20 protein-coding genes are annotated in these 22426 nt (G+C 65.4%); 11 read left to right on the forward strand and 9 right to left on the reverse strand.

All coding sequences use genetic code 11. The features are described from left to right. Window positions 1–15: 15 nt before the first annotated feature. From HSEST_RS09960 to HSEST_RS09970, 3 genes are all read right to left on the reverse strand, one after another. Complete coding sequence (locus tag HSEST_RS09960; protein ID WP_229120784.1) at window positions 16–2703, reverse strand: glycoside hydrolase family 31 protein; 2688 nt, start codon at window positions 2701–2703, stop codon at window positions 16–18. Window positions 2704–2802: 99 nt separating this feature from the next. Then, window positions 2803–5475, reverse strand: coding sequence for a glycoside hydrolase family 31 protein (locus HSEST_RS09965; RefSeq protein WP_229120785.1), 2673 nt, complete (start codon window positions 5473–5475; stop codon window positions 2803–2805). 25 nt (window positions 5476–5500) lie between these two features. Continuing rightward, window positions 5501–6454 (reverse strand): oxidoreductase, encoded by a 954-nt coding sequence (locus HSEST_RS09970; protein ID WP_229120786.1) that lies wholly within the window; start codon window positions 6452–6454, stop codon window positions 5501–5503. 53 nt (window positions 6455–6507) lie between these two features. Between HSEST_RS09970 and HSEST_RS09975 the strand changes: the two genes are divergently transcribed. After that, entirely contained in the window at window positions 6508–6774 is a 267-nt protein-coding gene (locus HSEST_RS09975) for a glutaredoxin family protein (protein ID WP_229120787.1), read from the forward strand. On the opposite strand, the gene HSEST_RS09980 is transcribed toward HSEST_RS09975, so the two are convergent. Beyond that, a complete protein-coding gene (locus HSEST_RS09980) occupies window positions 6762–7283 on the reverse strand; it encodes an archaemetzincin family Zn-dependent metalloprotease (protein WP_229120788.1) in 522 nt (173 codons plus the stop codon). The two genes, HSEST_RS09975 and HSEST_RS09980, sit on opposite strands and share 13 nt — an antisense overlap. An 89-nt stretch (window positions 7284–7372) precedes the next feature. Here HSEST_RS09980 and HSEST_RS09985 point away from each other — a divergent pair, with 89 nt between their 5' ends. The 5 genes from HSEST_RS09985 to HSEST_RS10005 all read left to right on the forward strand — a co-directional run bounded on the left by HSEST_RS09985 (window position 7373) and on the right by HSEST_RS10005 (window position 11501). Then, window positions 7373–8263, forward strand: a complete 891-nt coding sequence (locus HSEST_RS09985) for a TIGR01548 family HAD-type hydrolase (protein ID WP_229120789.1) — start codon at window positions 7373–7375, stop codon at window positions 8261–8263. Window positions 8264–8302: 39 nt separating this feature from the next. After that, window positions 8303–8968, forward strand: a complete 666-nt coding sequence (gene npdG / locus HSEST_RS09990) for an NADPH-dependent F420 reductase (protein ID WP_229120790.1) — start codon at window positions 8303–8305, stop codon at window positions 8966–8968. 124 nt (window positions 8969–9092) lie between these two features. Next, entirely contained in the window at window positions 9093–9266 is a 174-nt protein-coding gene (locus tag HSEST_RS09995; protein ID WP_229120791.1) for a hypothetical protein, read from the forward strand. A 67-nt stretch (window positions 9267–9333) separates the two neighbouring features. Then, window positions 9334–10758, forward strand: coding sequence for an APC family permease (locus HSEST_RS10000; protein ID WP_229120792.1), 1425 nt, complete (start codon window positions 9334–9336; stop codon window positions 10756–10758). A gap of 2 nt (window positions 10759–10760) precedes the next feature. Then, a complete protein-coding gene (locus HSEST_RS10005) occupies window positions 10761–11501 on the forward strand; it encodes a universal stress protein (RefSeq protein ID WP_229120793.1) in 741 nt (246 codons plus the stop codon). 62 nt (window positions 11502–11563) lie between these two features. Here the strand turns inward: HSEST_RS10005 and HSEST_RS10010 are convergent, their stop codons facing one another. Continuing rightward, window positions 11564–12964, reverse strand: a complete 1401-nt coding sequence (locus tag HSEST_RS10010) for a signal recognition particle protein Srp54 (protein ID WP_229120794.1) — start codon at window positions 12962–12964, stop codon at window positions 11564–11566. Between the two features lie 130 nt (window positions 12965–13094). On the opposite strand from HSEST_RS10010, the gene HSEST_RS10015 reads away from it, so the two are divergent. Continuing rightward, entirely contained in the window at window positions 13095–14090 is a 996-nt protein-coding gene (locus HSEST_RS10015; RefSeq protein WP_229120795.1) for an ornithine cyclodeaminase family protein, read from the forward strand. Between the two features lie 23 nt (window positions 14091–14113). Here HSEST_RS10015 and HSEST_RS10020 read toward each other — a convergent pair whose 3' ends face one another. Both HSEST_RS10020 and leuS read right to left on the reverse strand, forming a co-directional pair. Further along, on the reverse strand, window positions 14114–16300 hold the full coding sequence (locus HSEST_RS10020; RefSeq protein WP_229120796.1) for a PAS domain S-box protein: 2187 nt from the start codon (window positions 16298–16300) through the stop codon (window positions 14114–14116). A gap of 89 nt (window positions 16301–16389) precedes the next feature. Next, window positions 16390–19299, reverse strand: a complete 2910-nt coding sequence (leuS, locus tag HSEST_RS10025) for a leucine--tRNA ligase (protein ID WP_229120797.1) — start codon at window positions 19297–19299, stop codon at window positions 16390–16392. 125 nt (window positions 19300–19424) lie between these two features. Here leuS and HSEST_RS10030 point away from each other — a divergent pair, with 125 nt between their 5' ends. Both HSEST_RS10030 and HSEST_RS10035 read left to right on the forward strand, forming a co-directional pair. After that, window positions 19425–19664, forward strand: a complete 240-nt coding sequence (locus HSEST_RS10030) for a PRC-barrel domain-containing protein (RefSeq protein ID WP_229120798.1) — start codon at window positions 19425–19427, stop codon at window positions 19662–19664. Continuing rightward, window positions 19665–20123, forward strand: coding sequence for an NOB1 family endonuclease (locus tag HSEST_RS10035; RefSeq protein WP_229120799.1), 459 nt, complete (start codon window positions 19665–19667; stop codon window positions 20121–20123). Window positions 20124–20126: 3 nt separating this feature from the next. On the opposite strand, the gene HSEST_RS10040 is transcribed toward HSEST_RS10035, so the two are convergent. Next, window positions 20127–20282 (reverse strand): CopG family transcriptional regulator, encoded by a 156-nt coding sequence (locus HSEST_RS10040; protein WP_229120800.1) that lies wholly within the window; start codon window positions 20280–20282, stop codon window positions 20127–20129. A 53-nt stretch (window positions 20283–20335) separates the two neighbouring features. Next, window positions 20336–21118, reverse strand: a complete 783-nt coding sequence (locus HSEST_RS10045) for a CPBP family intramembrane glutamic endopeptidase (protein WP_229120801.1) — start codon at window positions 21116–21118, stop codon at window positions 20336–20338. Between the two features lie 82 nt (window positions 21119–21200). Between HSEST_RS10045 and HSEST_RS10050 the strand changes: the two genes are divergently transcribed. Beyond that, window positions 21201–21743: a hypothetical protein gene (locus tag HSEST_RS10050; protein ID WP_229120802.1), complete on the forward strand. Its 543-nt coding sequence runs from the start codon at window positions 21201–21203 to the stop codon at window positions 21741–21743. Window positions 21744–21811: 68 nt separating this feature from the next. Next, window positions 21812–22285 carry a DUF5812 family protein gene (locus HSEST_RS10055; protein ID WP_229120803.1) on the forward strand — a complete coding sequence of 158 codons (474 nt, stop codon included), beginning with the start codon at window positions 21812–21814 and terminating at the stop codon, window positions 22283–22285. Window positions 22286–22426 lie beyond the last annotated feature (141 nt).

The raw sequence follows: 22426 nt of genomic DNA on the forward strand, positions 1-22426 counted from the left end.
CCAGGCCCGGCCAGTTCACCAGATCTCACCCTCGTAGGATTCGGCCTCGCCCTCCCCCTCGAAGGAGACGCTCCCCGCGTCGGCGTACTCGACAGTCAGCGTCCAATCTTGCCCGTCCAGATCATCGAGTTCGAGGATCCGTAGTGCCGGAAGCGGCCCGGTTTCGATGTCGCCTTCGGTCTCCAGCGGGATCTCGCCGCGCTCGAACGTCGAGAGACGGTAGGTGACGTCGGTCCGACCGTCACCGTTCCACAGCAGGATTCGCTCCGTCTCGGCGTTGTCCAGGTGGGCCACGCCGACGTCACAGAGCGTCTCGACGATCGCCCGGGCCTGTTCGCCGGTCAGTCGCTCGCGGAAGTTGCCGAGCCAGTCCAGATCCGTCCGCTCGCCCGCGACGAACGCGCTCGCGTAGTCGTCGAGTTGGGATTTCGACCGAGCCGGAATCTCGAGGTGGCGAAGCAGTTCCCGGACGCGATCGAGGCGCGAATCCTCAGCGGCGATGACGTCGGCATCCGAGGCCGCGAGCCGAACGGTCACCGACGAACTGGTGTCGTGTGCGGGAATCGTAACTTCCTGTGTCCGGGCCTCGGGGTCGTACTCGACGGAGCCGTCCGCACCGTCGATCTCGACCGCAAGGTCCTCGCGGACGCCGCGGACGCACAGTTCGAGGTCCCGCGTCTCCGGGACGTGTTCGGTCGCGCCCGTGGCGGCCTCGACGGTCAGCTCGACCTGTCCGGGCTCGTAGGACTGGCGCAGGGTCGTCGTGGCGTATTCGCCGTCGCGATAGGCCCGGCTCGTCCCGTCGTCCTCGTAGAGGTCGAAGGTGTTGTCCGCGCCAGGGAACGCGAGCACTCGGAGCGTCTCGGGGGCAGCGGTGTCGCCGAACCCGGGCTCGCCGTCCATCGGGACGATCGCCCCCGCCTTCGCGTAGGACGGTACGTCGCCGAGATCGCCGTAGCGAGCGTGCAACCCGGCACGGGACGGCCTACCGGAATCGAACTCGAACCACTCGCCGTCGGGCAGCCAGACGGTCTGTCGGGCCAGGTTCGTCGCCTCGTCGCGCTCGCGGACGTGCGGAGCGACGACCAGTTCGCTGCCGAAGTAGTACTGCTGGGGGACGTGGTAGGCGAGTTCGGTCCCGGGGTGGTGGTAGTACATCGGCCGGATCAGGGGGACCCCCCGATCGTGGTTGCGCCAGGCCATCGTGTAGAGATACGGGATCAACGCGTGGCGCAGCCGCAGCGTCTCGCCCAGGGTCTCCCGGACCGTCGGCTCGAACGTCCAGGGGCGCTTGTCGATGTATTCGATGTTGCCGGTGTGGATCCGGTTTATCGGACTGAACGCGCCGAACTGTGCCCAGCGGGCGTACAGCTCGCCGAAGCCGGTCGGCGTCCCGGTGGCGCCGAAATGCCCGCCGATGTCGTGGCTCCACCACCCGAAGTCGACGTTGCTGCCCGTCGCGGTGAGATACGGCTGGAAGGCAAGCGAGTCCCATGAGATGTAAGCGTCCCCCGAGAAGCCGATCGGATACCGGTGGCCGCCGAGGCCACCCCATCGTGAGAGGATAAAGGGTCGCCGATCGTCGCGGGTCCGGTCGAGCGCGTGCAGGTGATTGAGCGCCCACAGCGGATCCAGTCCGTCCATCTCGGGTGATTCCTCCCACTGCTGCCAGTCGATCCACCAGAAGTCCACGCCCGTCTCTTCCAGGGGGTTGATCACGTGCTCGAAGTAGCCACGCAGGAACTGGGTGTCGCTGGCGTCGAACTCGACCGGCCGTTCGCTCGCCGGGTCGATCCCCATGTGCTCGGCGATGTCGGGATAGGCGTCTTCGTGGGGGTAGACACCCTCTGCAGGGTGGATGTTGAGCGTCGTCCGCAGGCCTTCCTCGTGGAGCCAGTCGATGAATCCCTCGGGATCGGGAAACAGTTCATCGTTCCACGTCCAGCCGGTCCAGCCGTTGTGGTACTCGTTATCGGTGACGTGCCAGTCCATGTCGAGCACACAGACCGACAGCGGCAGCTCCTCCTCGCGGAACCGGGTCATGAGTTCGCGGAGTTGGTCGTCGCTGTAGTGGTCGTACCGGCTCCACCAGTTCCCCAGCGCCCATCGGGGGACCATCGGCACGTCCCCCGAAACGGCCGTGAAATCCTCGAGCGCGTCGAGATACGCGTGGCCGTATCCGAAAAAGTAGATATCCTCGTAGTCCTCGTGGGCGTCGCGTGGCGTCACCCAGCCGTCCGCATCGAAGACGAGTCGATCAGTGTCCTCGTGGACGGTCCAGCCGTCGCCGCCGAGCAGCCCCGGTTCGAGGGCGGTGCTGCCCTCAACGCGATCGAGCGTCCGGACCGTCCCGCCCATGTTGCCCAGGTCGTCGTCGCCGTAATGCCAGACCGAGCCGAGTTCGCGAACGTGCGCGGACAGCGTCGACGGGGCGAACGGTTCGTTAGCCGCGTACTCCAGTCGGATCGCCTCGGTCTCGATGACGAGTCGACCGTCGTCACGAGAGGCCTCGAAGTCCGGAACGGGCTGATCACGGTGCCAGAACACCTGGCTCGGGCGATCCTCGAACTCGCCGTCCGGGTCGTACTCCGCCCGGACGAGCCGCGGTGTCAGAACTGTAAACCGAAACCGGTCGCCGCGGACGATCGCCGCCTCGTCGGCAACGGGGGAAAATTCAGGAACATGATACGACGCGAGTGTCATACCAACGACCTCCTCGGCGCGAGGGCAAAAGCGTACTGTCACGCGGCCGGGGGTGCGTGCACGTGCCCGAGCCGGTCAGACGACACGCGCCCGTCCATATCAGATATCTATCGTCGCGTCACCGGTCCCCGACTCGGAGACGGTCACGAAGTTGCCGTAGTTGAGTGAGAACTGCCAATCGTGCGTCTCCATCGTCGAGAGGGGGATCCAGTCGTACTCCGGAAGCGTTCCGTGTCGTGACTCGCCCTCGCGATTCGTCGGAACGCCACTGCGGTCGTACCGGGCGAACTGGTGAGTGATGTCCGTCCGTCGGGAATCGTTCCAGAAGAACAGTCGATCGTCGCCCGCGTAGTCGATCCGCTCGACGCCCGCATCGACTAACGTCTCCGCGATGGCTCGCAACTGTCGATCGGAAAGCGCTGGGGCGAAGTTCCCGAGCCAGTCGAGTGTCATTCGATCGCCTCGCAGGAACGCCGCCGCGTGCTCCTCGAGCGGGGGTTTCGATCCAGCAGGCATCGAGAAGTGCCGGAGCATCGTTCGGATCTGCGGGAGACGCCAGCCCGCGTCGGCACGCAGATTCGTGCCGTCGCCGTCGAGCGAGACTGTTAGCTCCTCGTCCGCATCGATTCGGTCGACAGTCACGGTCAGCGTCGCCGTCTCGTCGTCGTAGGACCGGGTGTACTCGGCACCGTCGACGGTCACGTCCAGACCGTCCCGGACGCCGCGGAAACAGATCTCGTAGGTCCGATCGTCGGGGACGTGTCCGATCTGGCCCCGACCCTGTCCGATGTCGAAAAAGAGCCGGTCGCCGTGCCACTCCTGTCTGAGCTCGGTCGTCGCGAAGTCCCCATCTCGGGAGGCACAGGTGACGCCGTCGTCCTCGTAGAGGTCGAAGGTATTGTCCGCGCCAGGGAACGCGACGACCCGGAGCGTCTCGGGGGCAGCGGTGTCGCCGAAGGTAGGATCGCCATCAAGCGGGACGATCGCGCCCGCTTTCGCGTAGACCGGCACGTCCGACAAATCGCCGTAGCGGGTGTGGAACCCGCCCTCGTATCGCTCGCCGGAGGCGAAGTCGTACCACTCGCCGTCGGGCAGCCAGACGGGACGACGCGAGAGGTGAGTGTCGTCGCCACGTTCGCGAACGTGTGGAGCGGCGAGCAACTCGCTGCCGAAGTAGTACTGGTTGGGTCGGTGATAGGCGGCGTCTTCCTCCGGATGGTGGTAGTACAGCGGCTGGATCGGCGGCTCACCCCGGGCGTGATTGCGCCGAACCATCGTGTAGAGATAGGGAATCAGTTCGTGGCGGCGCACGAGCGCGTCTTCGAGGGCGTCGGCGACCTCGCCGTCGTACTGCCAGGGCCGTTTGTCCACGTAGGGCATCTTCGCAGTGTGGATCCGGTTTATCGGACTGAGCACACCGAATTGTGTCCAGCGGGCGTACAGTTCCCCGAACTCGGTGGGATCGCCGGTCCCGCCGAAGTGGCCGCCGATGTCGTGGCTCCACCAGCCGAACTGGACGTTCGAGGCCGCACCGGTGAGGTAGGGCTGAAACGCGAGCGAGTCCCACGAGATCACCGTGTCGCCGGAGAACCCGACCTGATAGCGGTGGTTGCTGATATCCGCCCAGCGTGAGAGGACGAATGGGCGACGCCCGTCGCGCGTGCGGTCCAGCGCGTGCAGGTGATTGAGCGCCCACAGCGGATCCAGTCCGTCCATCTCGGGGGACTCGCGCCACTGCTGCCAGTCGATCCACCAGAAGTCCACGCCCGTCTCTTCCAGGGGATTGATGACATGTTCGAAATAGCCACGCAGGAACTGGGGGTCGCTGGCGTCGAACTCAACGGGCGTTCCAGTGTTGGGATCGATTCCCATGTGTTCGGCGATGTCGGGATAGGCGTCCTCGTGGGGATGCACGCCGTCGGCGGGGTGGAGGTTGAGCGTCGTTTTCAGCCCCGTCCCGTGGAGCCAATCGAGAAATCTCTCCGGATCCGGGAACAGTCCCTCGTCCCAGGTCCAGCCGGTCCAGCCGTTGTGGTGCGGGTTGTCGACGACGTGCCAGTCCATGTCGATGACACAGACCGACAGCGGCAGCCCTTCCTCGCGGAACCGGGACATCAGTTCGCGGAGGTCGGCCTGTGAGTACTCCCAGTAGCGGCTCCACCAGTTGCCAAGCGCCCACCGGGGAATCATCGGTACGTCGCCGGCGATGTCGGTGTACGCCCCGAGCGCGTCGAGATAATCGTGGCCGAACCCGAAAAAGTACAGGTCCTCGTAGCTCTCGTGAGCGTCTCGTGGAGTCACCCAACCGTCGTCGTCGAAGACGAGTCGGTCGGTGTCCTCGACGACGGACCAGCCGTCGCGCGAGAGCAGGCCGGGTTCGAGATCGGTCTGGCCGTCGACGCCGTCCAGCGTCCGAGTCGTCCCGCCGAGGGTGTCCTCGCCGTCGCCGTAGTGCCACGTTTCGCCGAACTCGGTGAGGACGATCGACAGCGCGTCGTCGCTGAATCCGGCTCCGATCTCGTAGCGCAGCCGTAGATACTCGGTTTCGATCTCCAGCGTGCCGTTCGCGCGCGTGACCGAGAACTCGGGGACCGGCTGGTCGCGGTACCAGACCGCCTGGCTCGGGCGATCCTCGAACGCCCCGTCGGGGGCGTATTCCAGTCGGACGAGTCGCGGTTCGAGTACGGTAAACCGGCAGTGCTCGGTCGTCACGGTCGCCGACTCGTCGGCGACTGGTTCGAACTCGGGCACGTGATAGTCGGCAAGTCCCATCGAGCCACCTTCGGCTGCCGCCGTCTTAAGTTCCGGTGGCGTCTGCCGGGAGATCGTAGGTGACGCCCGTCGCCTCCTCGGAGACGTCCCACAGTCGCTCGGCTGTATCCTGGTCGTAAGATTGCTCGCTGGAGCGCTGGATCTCGGGCGCGCCTCGCATGTTCAAGAACCCACCGGGCCCGACGTAGCTCCCGCCGTCGACATCGTCGGCGACAGCACCGTATATCATCGGGAGTGCGCCTTTTCGGGCCGACTGCGCGAAGACAGTGTTCGCGAGTTTCATCGCGGCATACACCAGCTTCGAGCCCGATTCGCGGCCCGTTCGGGCCTGCAGGTTCGTATCCGCGTAGCCGGGGTGGACGGCGAGGCTGGTGACGTCGCGGACGCCTGCCGTATCGAGCCGCCGCTGGAGTTCGTAGGCGAACAGCACGTTCGCCAGTTTGCTCTGTCCGTAGGCGTCCCATTTGCCGTACCCGCGCTCCCCGTGGATGTCATCGAAGTAGATCTCGCCGCGCTCGTGCACGCCGCTCGACTGGGTGACGACGCGCGCCTCGCCGTCACCGGCGCCCAGGAGACCCAGCAGGAGTCCCGTCAGCGCGAAGTGCCCGAGGTGGTTGACGCCGAACTGGGTCTCGAACCCGTCCGCAGTTTCGCGTCGAGGGATCGCCATCACGCCAGCGTTGTTACAGAGGACATCGAGCGAGTCGTACGTCTCACGAACGTCCTCGGCGAAGTCCCGGACCGACTGGAGGTCCGCCAGATCACACTCGCGGACGTCGAGTTGTCCGTCGGGCTCCTCCGCCTGGAGTTGCCGGCGGGCGTCGTCGCCCCGTTGGGTGCTGCGACAGGCCATGACGACTGTCGCCCCGCGCTGGACGAACACCCGCGTCGCCTCGAATCCGAGCCCGCTGTTCGCCCCGGTGACGACGATCGTTTTCCCGTCGAGTCGTGGCACGTCCTCGACAGACCAGTTGCTCATGGAAGCGTCCACGGGCCGGAAGGCAAAAACGGGCGCGCTCCGAACGGCATCTGATGTCCGATCCGGTTCCGATCACCGTGTACCGCCGCCACCCCTGTGAACTCTGTACGGAAGCGATCGAGACGATCGAATCGGTCGCCGATAGCGCGGAGGTCCCGGTCGACATCGAGACTGTCGACGTGGACAGCGACCCCGACCTCCGCGAGAAATATGGCGATCGCGTACCAGTTGTACTCGTAGACGGCGACACGCAGTTCGAGGTGTTCGTCGACGAGAGCGTGCTGGTCGGCGCACTCAGAGATGCGAGTCAGAGCACCTGACGCTGACAGGTGCCACAGAGGTTCTCCTCTTTGACGTCGACCTCGCGGACGGTCGGCGAGAAACTCATGACACAGCGCTTGTTGTCGCAGTGTTCGAGTCCGAGCGTGTGACCGATCTCGTGGACGACCTCCTTGCGGACGCGCTCGGCGAAGACCTCGCCGGAGGAGCGACTCGTGAGCCCCCCGTCGGAGGACGTCTGGAGCCGATACGTCGAGATGACCGAGCCGTTGCCGTCGAGATACGCGAGCCCGAAGACGTAGTTACGTCGGCGATAGAAGAGGTCCTCGTCCGTGATTGCGATGTTCTTCTGGCCGCCGCCGATCTCGCCCGCGAGTTCGATGAACTCCTCGGCCCGATACTGATCGCGATTAGAATCGTACGCGCCGGTCGGCGTCGCCTGCGCGTCGTGGACAGTCACGTCGCAGTCATAGACAGATCGGAGTCCGGCCGACGCCTCGCGCTTGACCGAGGCGGAGACATCACCGACCGGCACGATGTCAACGTGCATGTGTCCCGGTATGGGAGACAGGAAAGTGAATGTTACTCCCGCGAGCGGCCACAGCAATCCCTATCAATGAGGCAGCCAAGTAGACAGATATGTACGCAGACACGCTCGTGCTCGACGTCGACGGCGTCCTGGTGGACGTCGCAGGGTCCTACCGCCGCGCGATCGTCGAGAGTGTCGAACGGGTCTACGGAGAGACGATCGCCCAGTCCGCGATCCAGCAGTTCAAAGACGCCGGTGGATTCAACAACGACTGGGAGCTGACCGACGCCGTCGCGCTGTACGTGCTGGCCGGGCGCGAGGGCTTTCCGCTGAGCATCGAGACCTTCACCGACCGCATCGCCGCCTCGGGCGGGGGCCTGGTGGCGGCCCAGTCGGTCGTCGACGACGAACTGGACCCGGCCCCGCGCGAGCGTGTCCTCGGTGCCTGGGACCGCGACCGGCTGCGTGACGTCTTCCAGCAACTGTATCTCGGGGCTGACCTCTACCGGGAGATCGAGGGCGGCTCGCCCGAACTGCACACCGGCGGATACATCCACGACGAGCCGGTCCTGCTCGACCCGGAGACCCGCGACGAACTGACCGACCGGTTCGACATTGGGATCCTGACCGGTCGCCCCGCCGCCGAGGCCGACATCGCGCTGGAACGCGTCGGTCTGGACGTGCCCGAGGAGCACCGGTTCACGATGGGCGACTGGGAGGCTGGCAAGCCCGATCCCGCGGCACTGGTGATGCTCGCGGAGCGACTCGACGGCGCGACGGTCGCGTTCGCCGGCGACACGCTCGACGACATCAGGACGGCCGAGAACGCCACAGCGGACGATCCCGGCCGGACGTATCACGGGATCGGCGTACTGACCGGCGGGCTCAGCGGGGCGGCCGGCCGGGAGAAGTTCGAGCGGGCGGGCGCGACAGCGGTGGTCGAATCGGTCAACGACCTCCCGGAGTTGCTGGAACCGGTCGAGGAGACGCCGGCGGACTGATCGCGGAACGCTTAACCACCTCTCGGCGAAGGTACGGGTATGCAGATCGCGATACTCGGCGGTACGGGAGACGTTGGCGAGGGACTGGCGTTGCGGTGGGGCTACGACACCGACCACGAGGTCATCGTCGGCTCGCGCGACACCGAACGCGCCCGAGAAGCGGCCAGCAGCTACGAGTCGAAACTGGCCGAGCACGGTCGAGACGTAACCATCGAGGGTGCGAAAAACCCCGAGGCTGCGGCCGGCGCTGACGCGGTCGTCGCGGCGGTCCCGGCGTATCACCTCACAGACACGATCAAAGCGGTCGCCGACAAACTGGACGACGCGGTGCTCGTCACCCCCGCAGTCGGGATGCAGCGCGACGAGGACGGGTTTCACTACAACCCGCCCAGTGCCGGGAGCGTGACCGCGCTGGCGGCCGGCGCGGCGCCCGAGGACACCACCGTCGTCGGAGCGTTCCACAATCTCGCGGCCGGTCGGCTAGCGGATCTCGATGACGATCTTGAAATCGACACGCTGCTCGTCGGCGACGATGACGACGCCAAGGCGACGGTCGCCGATCTAGCCGACGATATCGAGGGACTGCGGCCGCTAGATGCGGGTGGACTCGCGAACGCCCCCGAGATCGAGGGAATCACGCCGCTGTTGATCAACGTGGCCCAGCACAACGACGGACTGCACGATCTGGGCGTGCGGTTCGAGTAGGTCAGTACCGGGACGACCAACCAGACTACAGTCTCAAGAGCCGAATTGCCAGGCCCAGACGCAGCCCGAGGCAAGTGACGAGGTTGTAATAATATTTAATTAGATGGAGCTGTACGGTTCGAACGTGACAGACCTCGCCCTGGCGGACTGGTTGCTCGCACTGATTCCGGCACCACTGGTTGCCGGGCTCGCCGTGGGCGTCCTCTCGTCGCTGTCGCTCGCGGCGGCGGTCGGGGCCGGCTCGGTCCCGGCGACGGGGCTGGTCGGATACGCGCTGTTCTACTCCGGACCGCAGTGAGGATCGAGTCCACCAGCCCGCAGGTTGGCCCCCGGTCTTTTTGTGCGAAGTCCGAGACATGATACGTATGTCCGATCCGGCCACTGGAGAGAACGTCGCCGGCGAACGACCGGAACCCGAGCCGGAAGGTGTCACCGACGAGACGACGGTCCAGGGCGACGACGTCGAGTTAGAGCGGACGATCGGACTCGTCGGCGGACTCGCGATCGGGATCGGGACGATGATCGGCGCGGGGATCTTCGTCTTCCCCGGGCTTGCGGCCGAGGAAGCCGGGCTCGCGGCCACACTTTCATTCGGGATTGGCGGGGTGATCGCGTTGCTCGTGGCGTTGCCGACCTCGGAGTTGGCGACGGCGATGCCCCGTAGCGGGGGTGGCTACTATTTCATTTCCCGGAGCATGGGTACGTCCTACGGTGCGATCGTCGGCCTGGGGCTGTGGCTCGGGCTCGTGTTCGCCTCGGCGTTTTATCTGGTCGGACTCGGCCACTACATCGTGGCCGTGCTCGCGGAGGTGGGTGTCGTTCTCACGGGACTGCCGGTCGGCCCCCACGTCATCCTTGGGTTGGTGTTCGGCGCCGGGCTGACGGCCCTGAGCGTCGGCGGGACCGAGAACACGGCGAAACTACAGAACGGGATTGTGGTTATCCTCCTCGCAGTCCTCACTGGCTTTCTGACCTACGGCGTCCTCGACGCGGCCGGCGTGTTCGGCCGCCAATCCGTCCCCCAGGAGTTCTTCTCACAGGGGCAACTCCCGGTACTGTCCACCGCGGCGCTCGTGTTCACGTCGTATCTGGGGTTCGCGCAGGTCGCGACGGTCGCCGGCGAGATCAAACAGCCGAGTCGGAACCTCCCACTCGCAATGGTCGGTTCGGTGATCGTGGTCACACTGTTTTACGTGGTGACGATCTTCGTCGCGACCAGTTCGTTCGGGGCCGACCGTCTCGGTACGTTCGGCGAGACAGCGATGGTCGAGGTCGCCCGCGATCTGCTCGGGTTGCCCGGCGCAGTGATGATCCTCATTGCCGGGTTGCTGGCGACCTTTTCCAGTGCGAACGCCTCGATCCTTAGCGCCTCCCGGTCGGTGTACGCGCTGAGCCGGGACGCGTTGCTCCCCCGGTGGGCCAGCAAGATCAATCTCAAGTACGGGACGCCCCACATCGCCCTGGGAATGGCCGGCGGGCCGATCCTCGTCCTCGTGGCGACCGACCAGGTCGAGATCCTCGCGGAAGTCGCCTCGTTCCTCCACCTGGTGATGTACGCACTGATCTGTGTGGCGCTACTTGTCCTCCGTCGGCGCGACCCGCCGTGGTACGATCCGAGCTTTCGGATCCCCGGGTATCCCGCGGTGCCGATTCTCGGCGCGCTCGCCAGCGCCGGACTGATCGCCTTCATGAATCCCGCCTCGATCGTGATCGGCGTCGCGGTCATGGGCGGGTCGTACCTGTGGTATCGCTACTACGCGACCGACGTGAAGCTCAAAGGAGACGTCTGACCATGACAGAACGACCATCAGTACTCGTCCCGATCCGCGTCCTCGAAGGCGAATCGATCCCCGACGGCGTGCCGAAGTTGCTTGCCGACGCCCACGTCGTCCTGCTGGGGTATCACGTCATCCCCGAACAGACCGCACCGGGGCAGGCCCAGATGCAGTTCGAAGAGCGGGCAACTGCCCGCATGGACGAACTCGAAGCACTCTTCGAGGAAGCCGGCGCGACGGTCGGGCGGCGGCTGGTATTCACCCACCAGGCCCAGAAGACGATCAACCGTCTCAGTCACGAGGAGGACTGTCTGGCCGTCCTCATCCCGGATACGGTCGCGGAGATGGACGACGTCCTCGTGGCCGTCCGCGGGACCGTCGGAATCGACCGGCTCGCCCGGGTTGTCGACGGCGTCTTCGCCGGGACCGACGCGACGGTGACGCTGTATCACGTCGCTCGCGAGGGCGAGAGTGAGGCGGACGCCCAGACGCTACTGGACGGGCTAGCCGACAGACTGACCGACAACGGGTTCGACGACGACCGCATCCAGACCCGGATCGAGCGCGAACAGGACCCGGTCGATGCGATCATCGACGCGACGGTCGACTTCGACGCGCTCGTGATGGGTGAATCCGATCCCACGCTATCGACGTTCGTCTTCGGCCTGCCGGCCGACCAGGTGGCCGAGCAGTTCCTCGGACCGGTGTTCGTGGTACAGCGGGAACGACCCGAGAGCGACGAGGAACAAGCGGAGTGACGAGTAGACTGCGGCCGACGGCCGTACGCTCCTCGGACGCGAGGAGACGCGAGCGCAAAAGTTCAGTCACCGAATGGATTGCCGCCGCCACCCATACCGCCCATGCCGCCGCCACCGCCGCCCTGTTGCATCTGTTTCATCATCCGTTCCATGTCGGCGTCGCCCATCCCCTGGAACTGTTTGAGGGTCCGCTCCATCATCTTGTGCTGTTCGAGCAGTTCGCGGATTCGGTCTTCGGGTTTCCCGGAACCACGGGCGATGCGCTCGATGCGCGACTTGCCGACCACTCGAGGGTTCTCCATCTCGCCTTCGGTCATCGAGTCCATGATGACCTGGAAGTCTCGCATCCGCTCTTCGGTGACATCCATGGCGTCGTCGGGGAGCTGGTCCATCATCCCGCCGCCCATCCCGGGGATCATGTCCATCACCTGATCGAGCGGCCCCATGTTGTTCATCGCCTCCATCTGCTTTTGCATGTCGTAGAGGGTGAACTCCCCCTCCATCATGTCCTCGGGGTCCCAGTCGTCCTCGTCGTCCTGGGTCTGCTCCATCGCACGCTCGACGCGCTCGGTCAGTTGCTTGAGATCGCCCATCCCGAGCAGCCGGGAGATGAACCCGTCCGGTTCGAAGCGCTCGATGTCCTGGACCGTCTCGCCGGTCCCGAGGAACGCGATCGTCGAGTCGGTCTCGTCGACGGCCGCGAGCGCGCCCCCACCTTTCGCAGTCCCGTCGAGTTTGGTGATGGCGACCCCGTCGATGCCGATCGCCTCCTGGAAGTCCGCGGCCTGTGACTTGGCGGACTGGCCCATCGCGGCGTCGAGCACCAGCAGATTGCGGTCGGGCTTGACTTCCGCTTCGATGCGCTCGATCTGTGCGATCAGTTCCTCGTTGAGGCCGTCCCGACCGGCGGTGTCGACGATCCGTACGTCGGCGCTCTCGGTCGCGTCCAGTCCCTCGCGGGCGATCTTGACGGGGTCGTCGGCGTCGGGGTCGCCGTAGAACTCGACCTCCGCGTTTTCGGCCATCTGTTTGGCCTGGTCGTAGGCACCGGGGCGGTCGGTGTCAGTCTGGATGATCGCCGGGCGCAGTCCTTTCGTCGAGAACCACCACGCCATCTTCGCCGCGGTGGTGGTCTTCCCCGACCCGTAGAGGCCGGCGAGCATGATCGTCTGTGATTCGAGTGGGAGGTCGGTCGATTCGCCGACGAGTTCCACGAGTTCCTCGTAGACGATCCGCAGCACCCAGTCGCGCGCGGACGTGCCGGCCGGCGGTTCCTCCTGTAGCGCGCGGGATTTGATGTCGTCCGAGAGCCCCATCACGAGGTCGACGTCGACGTCCGCCTGCAGGAGCGAGCGCTGAATCTCCTTGACGACGGCGTCGACGTCTTCCTCGTCGATGCGGGACTTGCCCCGGAGGTCGTCCAGGGCCCCGCGTAGCGATTGGCCGAGATCGTCGAGTACCATTTGCGTCTCGATAGGTGATTGGGGCGGTAAAGCCTTTTTGTCGGCGCTGTTGGTCGCGTTGCGTGACCGAATCTCCGTACGGCCAGTGGAACAGGCGTACTGATAAGGGGTTCCCGGACGACCGCCCGGTATGCAGACGCGCTTGCTGCCGGCGGCGGTCGTCACCGAGCGGACAGCGATCACGGACGTCGTCGACGCCGTCGAGGACGCCTTCGCCGCCTATGCCCGCGGGGACGTTCAAATGCCTGCCAAATCATACATCGACCTCCCGCAGTACAACGGCGATTTCCGGTCGATGCCCGCGTATCTCGATGCCGGTGACTGGGACGCCGCGGCGGTCAAGTGGGTCAACGTCCACCCCGACAACGAGGCGCAGTTCGGTCTCCCAACGGTGATGGGAACGATCGTCTACTCCGACCCGGAGACGGCCTTCCCGCTGGCGCTGATCGACGGGACGACGGTGACCCGGCTTCGAACCGGCTCGGCCGCGGCCGTTGCGACCAGACACCTCGCACGCGAGGACGCGAGTTCGCTGGGACTGGTCGGTGCAGGTACACAGGCGTACACCCAACTGGAAGCGATCGCCACGGTCCGGGACATCGAGGAGGTCGTCGTCTCAGACGTCGACAGCGAGGCCGTCGCCGAATTCGTCGGGGCGTTCGAGGACCGGTTTGCCGTCCGCGAGGGGTCGATCGACGAGGCGGCCGCCTGCGATGTCGTTTCGACGCTGACACCCGTCCAGCAGCCGATCGTCACCGAGGTCGGGCCCGACACCCACGTCAACGCGATGGGCGCGGACGCCGCTGGAAAACACGAGATCGCCGACGACGTGCTCGGGGAGGCGACGCTGGTGATCGACGATTACGAACAGTGCACCCACTCCGGTGAGATCAACGTCCCCTGGAGCGAGGGGTTGCTGGACGAGGAGGACATCTACGCGGAACTGGGCGAGATCGTCGTCGACGCGAAACCGGGCCGCGGCGAGGCCGGTGGCCCCGAAGGCGTGACGGTCTTCGACTCCACGGGGTTGGCGATCCAGGACGTCGCCGCCGCGCACGTCGCCTACGAACACGCCGAAGAGGCCGACGCCGGAACGCCGTTCAATCTGGTCGGAACCGACGTGTAGTGGCATCTACCGGTGTCGGGAATTCAATCGACAGCCATCCTGACGTCAGTTACCTCGAAGCGGGCGCCGCCGTCGTCGCCCGTCGTCGCGGCGATCTGCCAGCCGTGCGAGACGGCGATCTGGCGGACGCTCGCCAGCCCGAAGCCGCTCCCCTCCTCGCTGGTCGTGTAGCCGGCCTCGAAGACCCGGTCGCGTTCTGATTCGGGGATGCCGGGGCCGTCGTCCTCGACGTAGAACCCGTTGGGCAGGGCCCCGACCGTGACAGTCACCTCGTCGCCGCCGTGATCGAAGGTGTTCTTCAGGAGGTTCTCCAGCAGCCGCTTGAGCGCCGTCTCGTCGGCCTGAATCCTCCCGTCAGACTGTATCGCGAGCGTCGCGTCCTCGCTTTCGAGGCCGACCCACACCGACTCGACGGCGTCGACGAGCGAGACCGATCGAACGTCGGTCACGATCTCGGCTTCCCGGAGGACGCTAGAGAGATCACCGATCAGTTCGTCTAGCCGCCCGAGGGCGGTTTCGGCCGCGTCGAGGTGGTCGCCATCGCCCGTCTCACGGAACAGTTCGAGTCGCCCGCGTGCAGTCTCGAGGGGCGTACGCAGGTCGTGAGAGAGGACGCTGCCGAAGTGTTCGAACTGTTCGAGCTGCTGTCGAAGCTGTCGCTCCCGGCGCTTTCGCTCGGTGATGTCCCGTCCGATACCGGCCACTCCGAGAACGGTCCCGTCCGCGTCGACGATCCGGCGCTTGCGGAACTCGTATGGGATCGTCCGCCCGTCGCTGGTCACGAGTTCGGCCTCGATTCGCGATTCCCCTTCGGCGAGAGCCTGCTCGATATCGGCGGCGATCCGCCGTCCGTCGGCCTCCGCGAACAGCTCGGCCGGCTCCATCGTGAGCAGCTCCTGGCGGCTGTAGCCGGTCACCTCGACCGCTCGGTCGGTCACCAGCTCGAAGTTCCCCTCCGGGTCAATGACATAGAAGATGTCCTCCAGGAGGTTGAGCGCCGTCTGTAGCTTGTCGTGGGCGTCGTCCAGGCGCGCCTGGGCCTCGTAGGCCTCAGTCCGGTCTTCGACGACCTGCAGGAAACCGCGGTGGCGGTCGTCACCGTCACGGACCGCCGAAATCGTCACGTTGGCCGGGAACTGCGAACCGTCCTCGCGGACCCGTGGCCCTTCGACCGTCGTCGTGCCGTCGTCCAGCGCGTCCGCGAGAAGGTGGTCCGGGTATGCCTCGTTGCGGTTGTCGGGGTAAAACGTCGAGACGTGCTCGCCGATGATCTCCGAGCCGTCGTATCCGGTGATCCGCTCGGCCCCGTCGTTCCAGCTCGTGATGTACCCGTCCGGATCGAGCGTGAAGATGGCGTACTCCTCGACGGCCTCAACGAACAGCTCGAACTGCGATTGATCGCGCGTTCGGTCCTGCGTTTCGGCTACGTCCCGAACGAGACAGATCATCGCGTCCGCGTCGGTGTACGCGAGGACGTGATCGACGACGATTTCCTCGCCGTCGGCGGTCCGATGAACGGATTCGCCCGTCCAGCGACCCGTCTCGGGAACGCTCGGCAGGATCTCGTCGCAGACCTGTTCGACATGAGCGTCCGGATACAGGATCTCCCAGTGCTCGCCGACCAGCTCCGCGCGGTCGTAGCCGTAGATCTCGGCGTAAGCTGAATTGACATACCGGAACCGTCCGTGTTCGTCGAGGAGACCGATCCCCTCTCGGGCGGTCTCCATCGCCCGATAACTGTTCTGGACCTCCTGTTCGGCACGATGCCGACGAACGACGTTGGTAACCCGGTTGGCCAAGACGGCGTACTGATCGGTCCCGGACTGCTTCCGGAGATAGTCCGTCACCCCGCGGGAGATCGCCTCGCTGGCGATCCCCTCGCTCCCCTTCCCGGTAAACAGGATGAACGGAAGATCCGAGAACTCCTCGCGAACCACGTCCAGCAGGGCCAGGCCGTCCATCCCCGGCATGTCGTAGTCGCTGACGACACAGTCGATCCGCGGACCCTGGTCGAGACGGTCGAGGGCGTCGCTGGCGCTGGTCACGGTTTCGACGTCGAGGGCGTCTTCCTCGCGTTCCATATACACGCCCGCAACCTCGGCGAAGTCGGGCTCGTCGTCGACGTGCAACACCCTGATCGACGCCTGGCCGTTCAGTTCCGCCAGCGCCTCCAGTAGCGGGGGTGGCTGAGAGGGGGATTGTGTCGGCATACGACGTTCACTGCCCGGAAGATAGGACTCGACGTACAAGTGTTCCGGGGCCGACAAGCGGTCAGCGACCGTCGCGTGTGGCCCGCCTGCTACTCGATGTGCACCGCCGGGCGGAACGGTTCGGCCTGGCCGGCCTTCCCGCCGGGATCGTGTGGGTCGCCGTCCTCGGCGTAGACCTCGACAGTGGCGTCGAACTCGCGGGCGAGGAACGACCGGGCGGCCTCGTAGACCGACTGCTCGTCGATTTCACCCATCGCCCGGAGGGTTGCGTCATCGCGCTCGCGGACCACGCTCACCATCTCCTGTGCCAGGTCGTTGACAGCGTCGCCCTTCTCGCGCAGCGACTCGTGTTGCATGACCTCGCCCATGACGGCGCCGACGTCCGGCCCCGTTTCGACGACCTCCTCGAAGACGGTCTGCTTCCAGTCGGCGGCGACGTACAGTCGGATCGTCTCGGGGTCGGTGTCGGTCACGTCGGCGATGTCGGCGATGTCGTCGACGACGTCCGCGACCAGGCGCTCCTCGACTTCCGTCCGCGTGGACTCGAACGCGGGGTCTGGTTCGGGCCAGGCGGCGTCCTCGACGGGCTCGCCCTCCAGTTGCTCGTGGAGTTCGTTCGCCATGAACGGGACGAAGGGCGCGAGCAGCCCCAGTCGCGTCCGCAGCACTTCCCGGAGCGCCCACTTCGCGCCCGGTCGGTCGGTGTCGGTCCGTCGGCGATACCACGTCAGATGCTCGTCGAACTGGTAGAAGGCGGCCTGAGAGGCACTTCTGGTCTCGAAGCGGTCCATCGACTCGGTAGCCTCTCTGATCGTCGCCTGGAGCTTCGACAGCAGCCAGCGGTCGATGTGTTGCAGTTCGTCGCGCGCCCCGTCGGGCACGTCGGTGTCAATGACGTCCTGTGCCCGGCTCCAGAACCGTTCCAGCTGGTCGCGGGTCGTCGCGACCTGGTCGGCCCGCCAGTCGAAGTCCTGCCACGGCTCCGAGGAGTTCAACAGGAAGAACCGAACGGTGTCCGCGCCGTACTCCTCGATGGCCTCGCCCGGCAGGACGACGTGGCCCTTCGAAGAGGACATCTTCTTGCCCTCGAGCAGTCCCATCCCCATGACGGTGATCCCCTGGGGCCAGTCCTCCGGATCGAACAGCTCGGCGTGATGGAACAGGTAAAACGTCAGGTGATTCTGAATCAGATCGTTGCCGGAACACCGGAAATCGACGGGATACCAGTAATCCCACTCCTCGCGCAGTTCCAGGGCGGTCTCGTTGGGCTCCTCGATGTCGACTTCGACACCGTCCGGGGCCTCGTCGCCGTCCGCCCCGTAGAACAGCGTGTCGAAGAACGCCCGATCCATCTCCTCGGGCGGAACGTCCTGCAGCCGGTGGGCAATCGTGTAGTAGGACATGTAGATCGTCGAGTCGCTCAGCGGCTCGATGACGAAGTCCTCGTCCCAGGGCAGGCGCGTTCCCAGCCCGTAGTTGCGGATACAGGGCCACTCTTCGAGCCAGTCGATCGTGTGATCGTACTGCTCGGCGGTGCTCTCGGGAATCGCCTCCAGCTGTGCGACTGCGTCGTGAGCCTTCTGAGACCACTCCTCGTCGCTGTACCGGAGGAACCACGTGTCCTCCTGGGCGACCTCGACGTCGCCACCACACCGGCAGACGACCTCCTCGGTGAACTCGTACAGCAGGTCGAACAGGCCCGCATCGCGGTAGTGGTCGCGAAACCGTTCGCGGACGTCTTCGATGCGTTCGCCGGCGAACTCGCCGTAGCTGTCGAGCAACTCGCCGCTGTGGAACTCGTCTTGATAGAGGTCGGCAGTCACGTCCTCCAGTTGCGGGTCGTCGCTGGACTCGATCCCCGCGGACTGGACGGCGTCGCGGGCCGGGATCTCGCCGTAGCCGTCGATCTTCAGGATCGGGATGGGGTCGATCGCCGCCACGTCGTCGGGATCGATCCCGTACTCGCGCATCCGCTCGTCGTCTGCCTTGGCTTCCCGGAGGGCAACGTAGTCGTCGGGGGAGTGGGCAGGCACCGACATCACGACGCCGGTCGCGTTGTCGGCGTCGACGAAGTCGGCGGGCAGGACCAGTACCTCGTCGCCGGTGACGGGATTGGTGACCCGTTCGCCGATGATCTCGGCCGGATCGATCGTCTCGCGCACCTCGACCTCGCGGGCCTGCAACTCGAACTTCTCGACGGCCTCGCTGGAAGCGAACCAGGTTTCACCGTCGACGTCCGCCAGGACGTACTCGGCGTCGGGGTTGACGTAGGCGTTCGTGACGCCCCGAACCGTCTCGGGACGGAGCGTCGCCATCGGCGCGACGACGTCCCGACCGTCGATTTCCGTCTCGAACTTGACCAGCGTGAACTCCTGGAACTCGGCGTCCTCGCCCTCCAGCAGGTCGTGGGTAGTGACCGGCTGCTGTTCGTTCGTACAGTAGTTGACCGGGTTCAGCCCCTTCTCCAGCAGGCCGCGCTCCCTGAGCGTCTCGTACTGCCAGGTGATGAACTTCGAGTAGCGCTCGTCGTTGGTCGTGAACTCTCGGCGCCAGTCGACTGACAGACCCAGTTGCTTGAACCCCTTCTTGTAGTGGTTCTCGATGAAATACCGGGCGTAGCCCATCGGCGTCTCCAGCTGTTCGAGTTCGTCTTTGGGGACGTTGTAGGTGTCCTGCAGGACCGACAGCTGTTCCGCTTCGCCCTCTTTGAGCCGCTCGACGGCGCCGACGATCGGCGTGCCGGTGACGTGCCAGCCAAGCGGGAACAGAACGTTGTCCCCCTGTAGCCGACGGTAGCGGGCGTAGACGTCTGGGACGGTGAACGTCCGGACGTGCCCGATATGCATCCCGCCGCTGGGGTAGGGATAGGGGACGGTGATGAAAGTCGAATCCTCGTCATCCTGTGGGTCGGCCTCGTAGCGTCCCTGCTCGTCCCAGCGGGTGCGCCACTTGCGCTCTAACTCACCCGGTTCGTACGTCTCACGCGGCGGAGCGGTCATACCCACCGTTTCCGTCTGACTCCCTAAAAGCACTCCCATCCGGTCTTCGAGCGCGCTGGCGTCGGCCTGGCGTCTCCGCGGCGCGGCCCGTGGCGTTTATGTGAGCGGACTCGGTACGTGAGGATATGGCCGACATACTCGCCGAGAACCTCTCCGGCAAAGCCGTCATGGGTACGGACGGGGCTGAACTCGGTATGCTGTACAACATCACGATGGATCTCGAATCGGGCCGCCTCTCGAATCTGATCGTCGACCCCGACGAACACGTCGGCGACGTCGAGTTCGACTACGACGATCAGGGTCGGATCCTGGTTCCAGTCAACCGCGTCCAGGCCGTCAAAGACCACGTGATCATCGATCGCTAAATGTACGTTCTCGATTCGTCGGCGTTCATCAACGAGTATCACACGGACGCGGAGATTGCGACGATCCCGCTCGTCCGAGAGGAGTTGACCGACGAGAGCGCCTACCGGTTCGACGCGCTCGAAGGGTCGGGAATGCACCTCCACATTCCCGACAGCGAAACCGTCGAACGCGTCGAACGGGCCGCCCGCGAGACCGGCGACTACGAGGAGCTGTCCCGCACCGACATCCGGCTCGTCGCCGCGACGTTCGAACTGGACGGGACTCTGGTCACCGACGACTACGCGATGCAGAACGTCGCCGACAAACTGGAGGTCGCCGTCGACATCATCGCCCAGGAGGGCATCGACGAACAGCGCGACTGGCACTTCCAGTGTCAGGGCTGTGGCCGGGAGTTCGAGGAGAACCACGACCGGTGTCCGATCTGCGGGAGCGACCTGACACGCAAGAACCCGGCGTGAGGACTAGACCGTCTCGGCGTCGGTCGTTTCGAGCGCGTCGAGCCCAAGGTCGAGCAACTGCCGTAACACTTCTTCTTCGGTGAGATTGTTCTCGTGGGCCAGTCGCTCGACCGCCCGCGACAGATCGTCGTCACAGACGACGGTGTACCGGGTCGGCATATCGTGTGCTACTATTACTCACACAATAAACACCCGTCAGACGTGCGTCTTGCCTACCGGAAAAACAACAGGATCATAGCAGCCTCGATATCGTAGGTCGCGAGTACCCACTGGCCGGTAAAGAGGTAGGCGTTCCACAGTCCATGGGTGAGTATCGGGACGACGAGGTTGTCGGTCAGTTCGTATATTGTCCCGAGTATGAGTCCGAGCGCGGCAGCGACGGCCACGTAGACGAGTTTGCCGTCGCCCGTCAGCGCCACGAAGTGAACGATACCGAACAGCGCGCTCGCGATCAGCACGGCCGGGAGCGGTCCGTACGCACGCCGGAACAGCCCCTGTACAATCCCGCGGAACAACAGCTCCTCTCCGGGGCTGACGAGCAACAGCGTGACCGGGATCATGGCGATGAAGATCTCGGGGTTGGACTGCCCCATCGTGACGACGGAGTTCTCGGCGCTTTCGAACCCGAGCGACTGGGCGATCGATCCCAGCGCCACGTTCGTGACGAACAACACGACGGTCCCCCCGAGGGCGATCCCGATGTCCCGGAGTGACGGCAGCCGGGCCGTGACGAGGCCCCAGTCTGCCCTGACGTAGAGATACCCCACACCGACCAGCAGGAAGCCGACGAATTGGAGCGCGCTGGAGGCGATGTACGCGGTCGGGAGGAGCTGCTCCTCGGCGGAGTAGACGGGTATGAATTGCCCGATGACGACCACACCGGCGAGCGCAAGCGCGGTACCGACGACGAACGCGGCCACGACGATTCCGATGCTGTGTCCGGCCGCCCGGAGGCGCGTTTCGAAGTCCCCGACTGCGACGTACTTCGAGTCCATCTTCTCGTTTCGGGTACTGGCCGAGCCCGTATGACTGCACCGATCCCGGCCGTTTATTGCCCCATCGGACCAACGTCGGCCGATGACAGACACAGGCGCCGCGGAGCCCGACGAGGAGCGAGCGTACCGTGGCGTGCTCGGGGCCTTCCCTTACGCGTTGCGCCGCAGTGATTCGCGGCTGTTTCGATCGTACGCGCTGGTGGGTGGTCTCGCAGTGCTGGCAGTCACAGCGGCGTTCGTGCTCGCGTTGGTCTATCTCATCGGCGGCTCGTTCGGCGCACGCGCCGGCGTGTTCACGTTCTCACGAAGCTTCTACGTCGTCGTCGCGCTGTTCGTGATCGTGCCGCTCGTCGCTCCGATATTGCTCGTCGCGCGCCGCCACCGCCGGGGGCGGGGCGACCGGCGGTACGACCGCGCGCTGGCCGCGAGTGGCTATCTGTACCTGCTGTCGCTGTATCTCATGCTCGTGGTCTCCGCGCCCGCGGAGTTCCGTGACCCGGCCGAGCAGTACGGCGTTCTGGAGCCGGCGATCCGCTCGCTGTACGCGCTCCCACCGGCTGGCGGGCTGCTCGCACCGCTGTCGGCCGCAGGCGTCGTATATCTCGTCCATCGCTGGGTCCGGTGACAGCCGGCCGGATAGGGCACGCCTACCAGTCGAAAGGGCCAAACCGACCGCATCGTCTATCTGGAGGTATGGAACGGACCGAAGGGACCTTTCTGGTGAGTGAATCCGATTCGGAGACGGCGATTCTCACCGACGTGGCCACCAGCCAGGTGCACCCACTCGGCGAGCAGCCCGATCCGCCGCTGGAGGCCGGCGAGGTCATCGCCGGGATGCTCGTCGCGGAGCCACCGACGACAGCCATCTACACGCTCGATTCGATCGACGACCGCCGGACAATCCCCGTCGAACGGAGCGGCGAATCGCCAACAAAGCAGGAGCAAGAGATCGCCGCCGACCAGCCGGTCGGTGAACTGACTCGCCAACCACGGGCCGGCAAGGGAGAACTTCACGTGCTCACCGTCCCGGACGAGCAGACCGACCAGGCCGTCCAAGACGTACTTGACGATCCACAGACCGTCGCTCGCGCGGCGCGGCTCGGCGTCGACCGGGTCGAGATCCGCGCCGCCGATGGCGTATTGAGCGTTCGATACCTTCCGGAGTAGCGCGGACGACCTTCGGGAGTCCGCGGAGGTGACGAGCGGGGAGCGTTGGCGATCCGTGAGTAGCGCGGACGACCTTCGGGAGTCCGCGGAGGTGACGAACGGGGAGCGTTGGCGATCCGTGATGGCGCACGGACTTAGGAA

Source organism: Halapricum desulfuricans, from assembly GCF_017094465.1.
Taxonomy (GTDB): Archaea; Halobacteriota; Halobacteria; order Halobacteriales; family Haloarculaceae; genus Halapricum.

Excerpts from the sequence above, each read along its gene's own strand:
- HSEST_RS10050 (WP_229120802.1), top strand. The coding sequence starts at position 21,201 with ATGACAGACACAGGCGCCGCGGAGCCCGACGAGGAGCGAGCGTACCGT.
- HSEST_RS09965 (WP_229120785.1), bottom strand. The coding sequence starts at position 5,475 with ATGGGACTTGCCGACTATCACGTGCCCGAGTTCGAACCAGTCGCCGAC.
- npdG (WP_229120790.1), top strand. The coding sequence starts at position 8,303 with ATGCAGATCGCGATACTCGGCGGTACGGGAGACGTTGGCGAGGGACTG.
- HSEST_RS09985 (WP_229120789.1), top strand. The coding sequence starts at position 7,373 with ATGTACGCAGACACGCTCGTGCTCGACGTCGACGGCGTCCTGGTGGAC.
- HSEST_RS10010 (WP_229120794.1), bottom strand. The coding sequence starts at position 12,964 with ATGGTACTCGACGATCTCGGCCAATCGCTACGCGGGGCCCTGGACGAC.
- HSEST_RS10005 (WP_229120793.1), top strand. The coding sequence starts at position 10,761 with ATGACAGAACGACCATCAGTACTCGTCCCGATCCGCGTCCTCGAAGGC.
- HSEST_RS10035 (WP_229120799.1), top strand. The coding sequence starts at position 19,665 with ATGTACGTTCTCGATTCGTCGGCGTTCATCAACGAGTATCACACGGAC.
- HSEST_RS09970 (WP_229120786.1), bottom strand. The coding sequence starts at position 6,454 with ATGAGCAACTGGTCTGTCGAGGACGTGCCACGACTCGACGGGAAAACG.
- HSEST_RS10055 (WP_229120803.1), top strand. The coding sequence starts at position 21,812 with ATGGAACGGACCGAAGGGACCTTTCTGGTGAGTGAATCCGATTCGGAG.
- HSEST_RS10020 (WP_229120796.1), bottom strand. The coding sequence starts at position 16,300 with ATGCCGACACAATCCCCCTCTCAGCCACCCCCGCTACTGGAGGCGCTG.
- HSEST_RS10045 (WP_229120801.1), bottom strand. The coding sequence starts at position 21,118 with ATGGACTCGAAGTACGTCGCAGTCGGGGACTTCGAAACGCGCCTCCGG.
- HSEST_RS10015 (WP_229120795.1), top strand. The coding sequence starts at position 13,095 with ATGCAGACGCGCTTGCTGCCGGCGGCGGTCGTCACCGAGCGGACAGCG.
- HSEST_RS10000 (WP_229120792.1), top strand. The coding sequence starts at position 9,334 with ATGTCCGATCCGGCCACTGGAGAGAACGTCGCCGGCGAACGACCGGAA.
- HSEST_RS10030 (WP_229120798.1), top strand. The coding sequence starts at position 19,425 with ATGGCCGACATACTCGCCGAGAACCTCTCCGGCAAAGCCGTCATGGGT.
- HSEST_RS10040 (WP_229120800.1), bottom strand. The coding sequence starts at position 20,282 with ATGCCGACCCGGTACACCGTCGTCTGTGACGACGATCTGTCGCGGGCG.
- HSEST_RS09960 (WP_229120784.1), bottom strand. The coding sequence starts at position 2,703 with ATGACACTCGCGTCGTATCATGTTCCTGAATTTTCCCCCGTTGCCGAC.
- leuS (WP_229120797.1), bottom strand. The coding sequence starts at position 19,299 with ATGACCGCTCCGCCGCGTGAGACGTACGAACCGGGTGAGTTAGAGCGC.
- HSEST_RS09975 (WP_229120787.1), top strand. The coding sequence starts at position 6,508 with ATGTCCGATCCGGTTCCGATCACCGTGTACCGCCGCCACCCCTGTGAA.
- HSEST_RS09980 (WP_229120788.1), bottom strand. The coding sequence starts at position 7,283 with ATGCACGTTGACATCGTGCCGGTCGGTGATGTCTCCGCCTCGGTCAAG.